Genomic DNA, 11,621 nt, shown 5'->3' on the forward strand with positions numbered 1-11,621 from the left:
GCCACATTAAGGCCAGAAATTTCGATCTGGCGAGCCCCAAAGGATGCAAACCCATGAACCGCAACCGCCTGATGGTCCTGGCCGTGTGCATCGTGGGCGTCCTGGTCGCCGGCGCGCTGATCGTCCAGAGCGGTGTTTTCCGCTCCGCCCCCAAGCCGGCCGCGGTGGGCGGGCCGTTCCAGCTGGTCGATTATGACGGCAAGCCGACGGACGAGAGCGTGCTGAAGGGCAAATGGAGCGCGATGTTCTTCGGCTTCACCTACTGCCCCGACGTCTGCCCCGGCACCCTGCAGGCCCTGGCTGCCGCCAGCGACCAGCTGGGCCCCAAGGCCAAGGACCTGCAGATCGTCATGATCTCGGTCGACCCGGCCCGCGACACCCCGGCCCAGATGAAGACCTACCTGACCGCCGGCCACCTGCCCAAGAACATCGTCGGCCTGACCGGGACGCAGGAACAGGTGGATGCGACGGTGAAGACCTATCGCGCCTACGCCAAGAAGGTCGGCGAAGGGCCCGACTACACGGTCGACCACTCCACGATGATCTACGTCATCGACCCCAGGGGCCGCTTCCACAGCGTCATCGGCTACGGCTCGCCGCCGGACGAGATCGCCCGCCAGCTGAAGACGGCGATGAAGGGCAAGTAGGGAACCTCTCCCTTTGGGGGAGGAGATCGCGCAGCGATCGGAGGGGGGCGTGTGACACGCCTCCAACCCCTCGGAAGCTGAGAACGCCCCCCCCACCGGCCTTCGGCCGCCTCCCCCAAAGGGGGAGGTTCGCCCATTTTTTTTGCATCGCGGCGCCGTTAGGTCACCTCAGGGCTGTACCTTCTTCACGGTCGGCGTGTTATGCTGCAGCGCACAATCGCTGGAGACGGCATGCTGTACGCCCTGCACGAAGCGAGCTTCTACGCCTCGACCCCCATGCGCCTGGCCGCCCGCGCGGCCCGCGACTTCTGGGGCTCGCCGCTGAACCCGGCCGCCAACACCGAGCTTGGCCGGCGGCTCTATGCGGGCGCCGACCTGTTCTCCAACGTCACCCGTCGCTACGGCAAGCCCGACTGGCGCATCGACACGGTCAAGATCAACGACGTCGACGTGCGCGTGCGCCCGACCGTGGTCTGGCAGAGCCCTTGGGCGCGCCTGATCCAGTTCGACCGCGACATGGCCGACATGCGCCGGGCCGGCAAGTTCGAGCTGGACCCCGCCGTGTTGATCGTCGCCCCCCTGTCGGGCCACTACGCGACCCTGCTGCGCGGCACGGTCGAGGCCTTCCTGCCCGACCACGCGGTATTCATCGTCGACTGGCAGAACGCCCGTGAAGTTTCGGTCCTGCAGGGCCGCTTCGACTTCCACGACTATATCGACCACATCCGCGACATGCTGCGGGTGCTGGGGCCGCGCCCCAACGTGCTGGCCGTCTGCCAGCCCGGGCCGCCGGTGCTGGCCGCCGCCGCCCTGATGGCCGAGGACGGCGACCCGTCGCGCCCGGCCAGCATGACCTTCATGGGCTCGCCGATCGACGCGCGCCTGTCGCCGACCGTGACCAACAACCTGGCGGAGGAAAAGCCCTTCACCTGGTTCCAGTCGAACATGATCTACACCGTGCCCGCGCCCTATCCGGGCATGGGCCGGCGCGTCTATCCGGGCTTCGTGCAGCTGGCCAGCTTCATGAGTATGAACGCCGACAAGCACCAGGAAGCCCACCAGCGCTATTTCCACAGCCTCGTCGACGGCGACGGCGACGGCGCCGACAAGCACCTGGAGTTCTATGACGAGTATCTGTCGGTGCTGGACCTGACCGAGGAATTCTACCTCCAGACCATCGACATCGTCTTCCAGCGCCACCTGCTGCCCAAGGGCGAGCTGATGCACCGGGGCCGCAAGGTGGATCCCGCGGCTATCACCGACATCGGCCTGATGACGGTCGAGGGCGAGAAGGACGATATCTCCGGCATCGGCCAGACCCAGGCCGCCCACGACCTGTGCTCGAGCCTTCCGGCCGAGCTGAAGGAGGACTACGTCCAGCCGGGCGTAGGCCACTACGGGGTGTTCAACGGCCGCCGGTTCCGCGAGGAGATCTATCCCAAGGTCCGCGACTTCATCCTGCGCACCGATCCCAACTTCGCCGGCAAGAAGGGCTGAGAAGCAGACTCTTGCGTAAAGGGCCGGCGGGCGCGATCTAGGGGGACGATGAACCTCTTTCGCCCGCAGCCCAAGGCCGCTCCCCAACGCTTCGCCGACGGCGACCGGCTGGAGATCGAACGCTGCGCCGTGCGGCTGAAGGTGGACGGCCGCGCGCGGCGGGTGTCGCTGCGGGTCGACCGGGCCAAGTCCGAGATCGTCGCCATCGCCCCCAACCCGCGCCGCCTGACCGAGGCCGTGGCCTTCGCTCACGAGAAGGCCGGCTGGATGAGCCTGCAGTTGGCGGCCCTGCCCGGCCGCCAGGTGATCGAGCCCGGCGGGGTGCTGAAGATCTGGGGCAAGGCCTATCGGCTGGAGGTCGGTCCAGGCCGGGCGCGGATGACCGAAGACGCCCTGATCGCGCCCGACGACGCCAACTGGTCGTTGAAGATCCTGCGGCTGGTCAAGCACCGGGCGCTGGAGATCCTGACCGAGCGCACCGCCCATCACGCCGGACGGCTGGGACGACCGATGCCGTCGGTGGCGGTGGCCGACCCCAAGGCCCGCTGGGGCTCTTGCCGGCCCGCGCGCCCCGGCACGCCGGCGGCGATCCGCTACAGCTGGCGGCTGGTGCTGGCGCCGGCGGCGGTGGCCGACTACGTCGTCGCCCACGAATGCGCCCACCTGGTGGAGGCCAATCACGGCCCGCGCTTCTGGGCGCTGTGCGAGACCCTGATCGGCGATCCCGCACCGCATCGCGCCTGGCTGCGGTCGCATGCGGCGCAGCTGCACGCGATCTCGGCCTGAGGGCTGCGAGAACCCCGCCCTTCGACAAGCTCAGGGTGAGGTTCTCGACTATCGCGGCCTGTCAGTAGCCCTCTTCCTGAGCCTGTCGAAGGACGAGGGCAGGCCGGAGCCTGCTTACAGCTGGCCCAGCATGTAGTCGGCCGACGAGACCTTGAATTCGCCGGCTTCCTCGACGTTCAGCGTCTCGACCACGCCGTCCTTGGCGATCAGCGAGTAGCGCTGCGAGCGCGAGCCCATGCCGAACTTGCTGCCGTCGAAGTCCAGGCCGATGGCGCGGGTGAAGTCGCCGTTGCCGTCGGCCAGCAGCAGCACTTCGCCCGAAATGCCCTGGTCGGCGCCCCAGGCCTTCATCACGAAGACGTCGTTGACCGAGATGCAGGCGATCGTGTCGACGCCCTTGGCCTTCAGTTCGGCGGCCTTTTCCTTGAAGCCCGGCAGGTGCTTGGCCGAGCAGGTCGGGGTGAACGCGCCGGGGACGGCGAAGAGGGCGACGGTCTTGCCCTTGAAGAGTTCGTCGGAGGTGACCGGAGCGGGGCCTTCGGCCGTGCTGGTCATGAAAGTGGCCGCCGGAAGCGTGTCGCCAACCTTGATCGCCATGGTGTGATCCTGTGCTGAAAGGGCCGTCCGGAGATAAAGCGTCCGGATCGGTTCGCCAATAACGTGGTTTGACTTGAAACCGACGCGTTGTGTGCCGATCCTCAACAGATGGACGCTCCCGAGACCGCCCCCCTCGACGGCGAGGGCCAATTCCTGACCGGCCGGCTCCTGGTGGCCATGCCCGGCATCGAGGATCCGCGCTTCGAGCGCGCCGTGGTCTATCTGTGCTCGCACGACGACGAGCAGGCCATGGGCCTGGCGGTCAACCGCCCGGTCGAGGGCCTGACGGTGTACGAACTGCTCGACAAGCTGGGCGTCGACCCGGAGGTGCGCGCGCCCAGCGATCTGGTGATGCTGGGCGGCCCGGTCGAGCGCGAGCGCGGCTTCGTGCTGCACACCGACGACTACGTCTCGCCGGATTCCACCGCCCCGGTGGCCGACGGCCTGGCCCTGACCGTCACCCGCGACGCCCTGGACGCCCTGGGCAGCCGCATCCATAGGCCCCGCCGCGCCATCCTGGCCCTCGGCTACTCCGGCTGGGGACCCGGCCAGCTGGAGCAGGAGCTGCGTGACAACGTCTGGCTCATCTGCGACGCCGACGAGACCCTGCTGTTCGGCGACGACCACGAGAGCAAGTGGACCCGCGCCCTGGCCAAGATCGGCATCACCGCCGATCACCTGTCGGCCCAGGCGGGACGGGCCTGAGCTTAGTCCTCCCCCTGTGGGGAGGCGATCGCGCAGCGATCGGTGGGGGGGGGGGGGGGGGAATAGCGGTCCCTACGCAGTGGAAGCTGAAACCGCCCCCCTCCGGCGCTTCGCGCCACCTCCCCCAGAGGGGGAGGATCAAAGCAAAACGGGCGGCCCCTTTCGGAGCCGCCCGCTGCATTTTCAGGTCGCCCTGAAAGCCGTCATCAGGTGTTGACGGCTTCCTCCGGGGTCACTTCGGCCTTCTTCGACAGGTCTTCACCCGTCGTCTGGTCGACGACCTTCATCGACAGCTTGGTCTTGCCGCGGTCGTCGAAGCCCAGGAGCTTCACCTTGACCATCTGGCCTTCCTTCAGAACGTCCGACGGCTTGGCGACGCGTTCGTTGCTGATCTGGCTGACGTGGACGAGGCCGTCCTTGGCGCCGAAGAAGTTCACGAAGGCGCCGAAATCGACGACCTTGACGACCTTGCCGTCGTAGATCGCGCCGACTTCAGCTTCCTGCGTGATCGACTTGATCCAGTCGATCGCGGCCTTGATCTTGGCGCCGTCCGAGGCCGAGACCTTCACGGTGCCTTCGTCGTTGATGTCGACCTTGGCGCCGGTGGTGGCGACGATCTCGCGGATCACCTTGCCGCCGGTGCCGATCACTTCACGGATCTTGTCGGTCGGGATGGTGATGGTTTCGATCTTCGGAGCGAACTCGCCGACGTCTTCACGCGGCGCTTCCATGGCCTTGTTCATCTCGCCGAGGATGTGCGCGCGGCCATCCTTAGCTTGAGCCAGGGCCTGCTCCATGATCGCGGGCGTGATGCCGGCGATCTTGATGTCCATCTGCAGCGAGGTCAGGCCTTCGCTGGTGCCGGCCACCTTGAAGTCCATGTCGCCCAGGTGATCTTCGTCGCCCAGGATGTCGGACAGAACGGCGAAGCCGTCCTTTTCGAGGATCAGGCCCATGGCGATGCCCGACACCGGACGCACCAGCGGAACGCCGGCGTCCATCATGGCCAGCGACGAACCGCAGACCGTGGCCATCGAGGACGAGCCGTTCGACTCGGTGATCTCGGAGACCAGACGGATGGTGTAGGGGAAGTCTTCCTTGGCCGGCAGCATCGGGCGCAGGGCGCGCCAGGCCAGCTTGCCGTGGCCGATTTCGCGGCGGCCCGGCGAGCCCATGCGGCCCGTCTCACCGACCGAGTAGGGCGGGAAGTTGTAGTGCAGCAGGAAGGATTCCTTGTAGGTGCCTTCCAGGGCGTCGATGAACTGCTCGTCGTCGCCGGTGCCCAGGGTGGCGACCACGATCGCCTGGGTCTCGCCGCGGGTGAACAGGGCCGAACCGTGGGTGCGCGGCAGGATGCCGACTTCGCCCAGGATCGGACGGACCTTGTCGACGGTGCGGCCGTCGATGCGGATGCCGGTGTCGAGGATCGAACGACGAACGATGTCGGCTTCCAGTTCCTTGAACACCGAGACCAGCTTCAGCGGGTCGATGCCGTCCGGCTTGGCTTCGCTCTTGGCGAAGGTCTCGATGGCCTTGGCCTTGGCGGCGCCCAGGGCGGCGACGCGCTCGCCCTTGGCCTGGATCTTGTAGGCGTCAGCCAAGTCCTGGCCGACGGCGTTCTTCACTTCGGCCTTCAGGGCGTCGGTGTCTTCCGGTTGGAAGTCGAACGGCTCCTTGGCGGCGTGTTCGGCCAGGTCGATGATGCCGTCGATCACGGCCTGCATCTGCTGGTGCGCGAAGTTGACGCCGCCCAGGACGATCTCTTCCGAGAGTTCCTTGATTTCGCTTTCGACCATCATCACGGCGTCGGCGGTGCCGGCCACGACCAGATCCATCGCGCTTTCCTTCAGCTCGTCGAGCGTCGGGTTCAGCACGTACTCGCCGTTCACCCAGCCGACGCGAGCCGCGCCGATCGGGCCCATGAACGGGGCGCCTGACAGGGTCAGGGCGGCCGAGGCGGCGACCATGCCGATGATGTCGGGATCGTTCTCGAGGTCGTGCTGCAGCACGGTCACGACGACCTGGACTTCGTTCTTGAAGCCCTTGACGAACAGCGGGCGGATCGGACGGTCGATCAGGCGGGAGACCAGGGTCTCCTTTTCCGACGGACGGCCTTCACGCTTGAAGTAGCCGCCCGGGATCTTGCCGGCCGCGAAGGTCTTTTCCTGGTAGTTGACCGTCAGCGGGAAGAAATCTTGGCCGGGCTTCGCCTTCTTGGCGAACACGGCGGTGGCCAGGACGACGGTTTCGCCCATGGTGGCCAGGACAGCGCCGTCGGCTTGACGGGCGATGCGACCGGTTTCGAGGACGAGCGTCTTGCCGCCCCACTCGATCGTCTTGCGCTTGATATCGAACATTTATCTTCTTTCGGTTCCCGCGGGCGGATTCCCGTCGGGCGTGGACAGGGGCGGACGGCCAATGGAGCCGGCCCGATGATCCTCATCCTAATGCGACAGGCGGGGGTTTGAGGACGTGAACCCTCGCACGTACTGGGCGCCGCCCCGTGAGGAGCGAAACCCTCGGATCCTCCACCTCGGCCTGTCTCGAGATGGCTGACCCCAAATAGCGTTCCGCCGCCTTACCGGGGTAAGGCGGCGGAAATGCGCCTTAGCGGCGCAGACCCAGCTTCTCGATGAGAGCCGCGTAACGGCCTTCGTCGGACTTCTTCAGGTGGTCGAGGAGACGGCGACGCTGGGAAACCAGCTTCAGCAGGCCACGACGGCTGTGGTTGTCCTTCTTGTGGGTCTTGAAGTGCTCGGTCAGGTTCGAGATGCGCTCCGAGAGGATCGCGACCTGGACTTCAGCGCTGCCGGTGTCACCCTCGGTGCGGGCGTGTTCGGCGATGAGAGCGCTCTTGCGCTCGGCAGTGATCGACATCGGGCTGTCTCCGCTCAGGTGAGTTGGAAGACCCGCACCGGATTGAGCTTTCCGGCGCGCATCTCGCACAAGGCCACCAGGCGTTCTCCGGACATGGCGGAAACGGTGCGATCGCCGGGCGTAAGCTCGGCTTTCAGCGTCTCCACCTGCCTGGGTAGCAGAACGATGGCGCGTCCTTGCGCAAGCCGGAAGGCGTCTTCGTCGGTCACGGCCAACGCCGGGATGTCGTCCAGCGCGGTCTCGACCGGAAGCAATGCCTCCGACAGTCGGGCCTCATAGCCCAAATTCTCTAGAGTTTCCAGACTTATCGCCGAGCCCTCGGTGAACTGGCCGACCCGCGTGCGGCGAAGCTGGCTGACATGTCCACAGGCTCCGAGCGCGGTCGCCAGGTCGCGGACCACGGCGCGCACGTAGGTGCCCTTGGCGCATTCCATCTCCAGCTCGACGTGATCGGCGTCGGGGACCGACAGCACGCGCAGGGCGTGGATCGTCACCTTGCGGGTCTGGAGCTCGAACTCCACCCCGTCGCGGGCCAGATCGTAGGCCCGTTCGCCGTCGACCTTGATGGCCGAATAGTTCGGCGGAACCTGGTCGACCTCGCCGATGAAGGCGGGAAGAGCCGCCTCGACAGCCTCGAGCGCCGGACGCACGTCGGACGACGCCGTCGTCTCGCCCTCGCGGTCCAGCGTGGTGGTGTTGCGACCCCACTCGATGGTGAAGCGATAGGCCTTGTCGGCGTCCATCAGGAACGGGACGGTCTTGGTCGCCTCGCCCAGCGCCAGCGGCAGGATGCCGGTGGCCAGCGGGTCCAGCGTGCCGGCGTGGCCGGCCTTCTGGGCGTTGAACGCCCGGCGCACGCGGGAGACCGCGCTCGTCGAAGTCAGGTCGTAGGGCTTGTCCAGGCACACCCAGCCCGAGACGGCGTCGCCCTTCTTGCGGCGCGCCATGGCTCAGTTGTCCTCGTCTTCGTCGCCGGCCACGTCGGACAGGCGGCGCTCGGTGTCCTGGCGCACGCGCGGGTCGAGGAACAGCTTGTCCATATAGGCGGCCGTGCCGAAGCTCTCGTCGTGGAGGAACTTCAGGTCCGGCGTGAACTTCATGTCGATCGACCGGCCCAGACGCCCGCGCAGGAACTTGGCCACGCGGTTCAGGCCCTTGATGATCTCGTCGACGTTCTGGCCGGCGGCCTGCCCGGCCAGGCCCGCGCCCAGCGGCTCGACGAAGCAGACGGCGTGCCGCAGGTCGGGGCTCATGCGCACTTCGGAGACGGTGATGGTGACGCCCGTCAGGGCCTCGTCCTGCAACTCCTCTTCCCGGAGGATGTCGACCAGGGCGTGGCGGATCAGTTCGCCGGCGCGGAGCTGGCGCTGCGACGGACCCACGGGCCCGCTCTTGGATTTTTCGGAATGGCGCTTCATGGCGCGGATAGCCTTTGCAGCCCGGCCGGCGGATCGAACGCCGGTAGCGCGGGGGAAAATCGAAGGCGCGGTGTCTAGGCGTGCGAGGTGGAAAAGTCCAGCCAAACGATCCTCCCCCTGAAGGGGGAGGTGTCGGCGAAGCCGACGGAGGGGGACGTGATTTCGAAGGCGGGAGCGTGCTGAACGTCGCCCGCCCCTTGCCCCTCCGGCCCTTCGCCCCCCCCTTCGGGTAGAGGATCTGGCTTCACGCCCCGGTCCGCTCCTTGAAGAACTCCACCACCCGCCGCGCCGCCGCCATCCCCGCCCCGTCCGGGCGGTCGCGATCGAGATGCAGGGTCAGCACCGAATGCGGCGGGATCACGCGGTAGTCGTTGGCGTCGGCGTCATCGAGCTCGATCAGCTCGGCCCGCTCGCCGAACTGCGCCTTCAGGGTCGCGAAGCGGGCGTCGCGCACATGGCGGTCGGACTTGTAGCGCAGGGCGATCAGCGACAGGTCCTCGGCCTCGAAGCGCGCCTTCGCGCAGGCGATCTCGGCCGGCGAGGCGTCGAGCCCGCCCTTGTCGAACACCGGCAGCGACGGCTCGGCCAGCACCGGCGCCACCACCGACGGCTCGGTCATCATCGCCAGGGCGAAACCGCCGGTGAAGCACATGCCCACCGCGCCGACGCCCTTGCCGCCGCATTCGGCGTGGGCCTGGCGAGCCAGGGCCTTCAACCAGTCGACCACGGGACTGGACCGTCCGCCGCGCCAGATCGCGAACTCGCGCCGCACGCAAGCCAGGCGGAGGGTGGTGGCGTCGATGTATCGCTTGGTCACGTCCTTGCCCGGCTCGCCGAACAGGCTGGGGCAGAAGACGGTCATGCCGGCGGCGGCGACGTCGCGGGCGAAATCCAGCACCGCCGGATGCAGGCCAGGGATCTCGTGGATGACGATGACCGCCGGGCCCGTCCCCAGGCGCCAGACCGGCCGGGTCCAGCGGCCGTCGTTGAACTCGAAGCGGGAAAACCCTTCGAACACGTCGCCCATCGCCCTGCCCCCGCCCGTCCGCGTCAGCTCGCCTTCGGCCCGATCAGAAACTGCTCGACCTTGCCGTCCGGCGTCAGCCGCATCGACACCGACAGGGTCCGCGCGCCGAAGGTCGCGTCGAAACCATGCCAGGTCATGCCGCCGCGCACTTGGACGCCCTGGCCATCGAGCATGCGCAAAGGTCCAAGCGGGGAAAGGCTTCGCTCGAAGTCGGAAAGGCGCGCGGCCGTGAACCAGGCCTTGCCGTTGGCCGTCAGCAGGGCCGGGTCGATCGCGCCCGCCTGCAGCTGGGCGACCAGGGCCCGCGCCGTCGCCGCCGGTCCCGTCGAGGGCCGCAGAAGAAAGGCGATCCGTTGCGAGATGGCCGTCTGCGGCTCGCCGAAATCGGCGTTGGCGACCACGGTCACGGCCCGCTTCTCGCTCGGCCAGACGGTGTTGCTGGTCAGGACGCCCGACAGCATGCCGCCGTGGCTGATGCTGGTGACCCCGTCGCGCACCTTGACCGAGACGCCCAGGCCATAGCCGGCGGGAGCCCCGCTCGACAGGTCTACGGAGGTGGTCATCGCTTCCCACGATGAGGGCTTCAGCAACTCTCGGCGGATCATCGCCCGGTTCCAGCGCGCCAGATCCGACGGCGACATGGCCAGTTCGGCCGCGCCGAACAGCCAGCCAGGACCTTCCTTGTCGGCCGGGACCACGGGCCCCAGGCCATAGCGGGTGTAGTGGCCGGCGTCGGGCGGCGACAGCGCCCTGCTGTCGTCCTCGGTGACGCCGCTCATGCCCAAGGGATCGAAGATCCGCCGCTTGAGGAACGCAAACAGCGGCTCACCCGAAACCTTCTCGACCACCAAGCCGGCGACGACGAAGCCGGTGTTGGAATAGCGCCACTGCTCCCCGGGCGGATAGTCCAGCGGGACCCGCGCCCAGCCGTCGAGGATCTTCTGCTGCGTGGTCGGCGCGCGCATGGCCTCGAACACGAAATCCTGCGGCCAGTAATCGCGATAGCCGGCTGTGTGCGACAGCACCTGGCGCAGGGTGATCTTGTCGCCGTCGGTCAGGCCAGGCACGTACCTGCCGACCGGATCGTCCAGCGAGACCTTTCCGTCCTCGACCAGCAGCAGCACGGCCGCGGCGGTGAACTGCTTGCTGACCGACGCGATGCCGTAGCGGGTGGACGTGGTGGCCGGAACGGCCGGCGACAGCCGCGCCAGGCCATAGGCCTTGGCGTAGGCGGGCTCGCCGTCCTCGACGATGGCCACCGAGGCCGAGGGCGCGCCGGTGGCGGCCAGCACCTCGGCGGCGATGGCGTCGACCTGGCGCGCCTCATCGGCGGAGAGCGGCGCGGCGAGCGCGGCGGACGCCCCGGCCAGGGTCAGCGCCAATAGGCCGGAGACAAGCACGCCGCCCGCCAGAACCGTCCGTCGCCGCATGCGATGCCCCCAATTGCAAGGCCCGCAGACTGAGGGCGAGCCGGGCGCGAAGGCAAGGCGCCTTACAAGGTCACGCCCGCGTGGGCCGGCATCTGGATCAGGTTGAAGAAGGTCAGCACCGGCTCGCCATGCTGGTTGGTCACCCGGGTGAAGGTGCGGATCGTCCCGCGGTCGGGCTTGGAGCGCGAGCGCGTGACCTCGACCACCTCGCGATGGACGCTCAGGGCGTCGCCGGGGCGCACGGGCTTGAGCCAGCAGAGCTCGTCGATGCGGACGCCCAGCATCGGCGTGGCGCCGAACGGGGCGGTGTCGACATATTCGCGCATCACCCGCGAGGCCACGTGCCAGCCGCTGGCGATGATGCCGCCGAACCGGCCGGTCGCGGCGGCCTCGACATCCACATGCATCGGTTGGGGATCGTAGGCGCGGGCGAAATCGAGGATCTCGGCCTGCGACAACACGAACGGCTGGCCGGTCCAGGTCTCGCCGACCGTCAGGTCGTCCAGGTAGCGGTCGGTCATGAGCTGATCCCGAGAACGACGAAAGCCCCCAGCTTTGGGCTGAGGGCTTTACGTAGAAGATTTTGGGTGCGGGGACAGGATTTGAACCTGTGACCTTCAGGTTATGAGCCTGACGA

The 11,621-nt window shown here is 67.7% G+C and carries 12 protein-coding genes; 4 read left to right on the top strand and 8 right to left on the bottom strand.

Going from position 1 to position 11,621, the window contains the following annotated elements; translation table 11 throughout:
• Positions 1-53: 53 nt before the first annotated feature.
• The 3 genes from ACODR1_RS17930 to ACODR1_RS17940 all read left to right on the top strand — a co-directional run bounded on the left by ACODR1_RS17930 (position 54) and on the right by ACODR1_RS17940 (position 2,930).
• Positions 54-647, top strand: a complete 594-nt coding sequence (locus ACODR1_RS17930) for an SCO family protein (protein WP_488881670.1) — start codon at positions 54-56, stop codon at positions 645-647.
• A 231-nt stretch (positions 648-878) separates the two neighbouring features.
• Positions 879-2,144 (top strand): polyhydroxyalkanoate depolymerase, encoded by a 1,266-nt coding sequence (locus ACODR1_RS17935; protein ID WP_488881671.1) that lies wholly within the window; start codon positions 879-881, stop codon positions 2,142-2,144.
• 48 nt (positions 2,145-2,192) lie between these two features.
• Positions 2,193-2,930, top strand: coding sequence for a M48 family metallopeptidase (locus ACODR1_RS17940; protein WP_488881672.1), 738 nt, complete (start codon positions 2,193-2,195; stop codon positions 2,928-2,930).
• 114 nt (positions 2,931-3,044) lie between these two features.
• Here the strand turns inward: ACODR1_RS17940 and ACODR1_RS17945 are convergent, their stop codons facing one another.
• The gene (locus ACODR1_RS17945) at positions 3,045-3,527 is read right to left on the bottom strand and encodes a peroxiredoxin (protein ID WP_101716445.1); all 483 of its coding nucleotides are present in this window, start codon (positions 3,525-3,527) and stop codon (positions 3,045-3,047) included.
• A gap of 108 nt (positions 3,528-3,635) precedes the next feature.
• Between ACODR1_RS17945 and ACODR1_RS17950 the strand changes: the two genes are divergently transcribed.
• Positions 3,636-4,232 (top strand): YqgE/AlgH family protein, encoded by a 597-nt coding sequence (locus ACODR1_RS17950; protein WP_488881673.1) that lies wholly within the window; start codon positions 3,636-3,638, stop codon positions 4,230-4,232.
• 206 nt (positions 4,233-4,438) lie between these two features.
• Here ACODR1_RS17950 and pnp read toward each other — a convergent pair whose 3' ends face one another.
• The 7 genes from pnp to ACODR1_RS17985 all read right to left on the bottom strand — a co-directional run bounded on the left by pnp (position 4,439) and on the right by ACODR1_RS17985 (position 11,505).
• Positions 4,439-6,589, bottom strand: a complete 2,151-nt coding sequence (pnp, locus tag ACODR1_RS17955) for a polyribonucleotide nucleotidyltransferase (RefSeq protein ID WP_488881674.1) — start codon at positions 6,587-6,589, stop codon at positions 4,439-4,441.
• Positions 6,590-6,839: 250 nt separating this feature from the next.
• Positions 6,840-7,109 (bottom strand): 30S ribosomal protein S15, encoded by a 270-nt coding sequence (gene rpsO / locus ACODR1_RS17960; protein ID WP_058348691.1) that lies wholly within the window; start codon positions 7,107-7,109, stop codon positions 6,840-6,842.
• A 14-nt stretch (positions 7,110-7,123) separates the two neighbouring features.
• Positions 7,124-8,056, bottom strand: a complete 933-nt coding sequence (gene truB, locus ACODR1_RS17965) for a tRNA pseudouridine(55) synthase TruB (RefSeq protein ID WP_488881675.1) — start codon at positions 8,054-8,056, stop codon at positions 7,124-7,126.
• 3 nt (positions 8,057-8,059) lie between these two features.
• Positions 8,060-8,527 carry a 30S ribosome-binding factor RbfA gene (gene rbfA, locus ACODR1_RS17970; RefSeq protein WP_488881676.1) on the bottom strand — a complete coding sequence of 156 codons (468 nt, stop codon included), beginning with the start codon at positions 8,525-8,527 and terminating at the stop codon, positions 8,060-8,062.
• A 244-nt stretch (positions 8,528-8,771) separates the two neighbouring features.
• Positions 8,772-9,554 (bottom strand): dienelactone hydrolase family protein, encoded by a 783-nt coding sequence (locus tag ACODR1_RS17975; RefSeq protein WP_488881677.1) that lies wholly within the window; start codon positions 9,552-9,554, stop codon positions 8,772-8,774.
• Between the two features lie 23 nt (positions 9,555-9,577).
• On the bottom strand, positions 9,578-10,984 hold the full coding sequence (locus ACODR1_RS17980) for a serine hydrolase domain-containing protein (protein ID WP_488881678.1): 1,407 nt from the start codon (positions 10,982-10,984) through the stop codon (positions 9,578-9,580).
• 62 nt (positions 10,985-11,046) lie between these two features.
• Complete coding sequence (locus tag ACODR1_RS17985) at positions 11,047-11,505, bottom strand: MaoC family dehydratase (RefSeq protein ID WP_488881679.1); 459 nt, start codon at positions 11,503-11,505, stop codon at positions 11,047-11,049.
• Between the last annotated feature and the right edge of the window lie 116 nt (positions 11,506-11,621).

The organism is Caulobacter sp. FG7 (assembly GCF_057808875.1).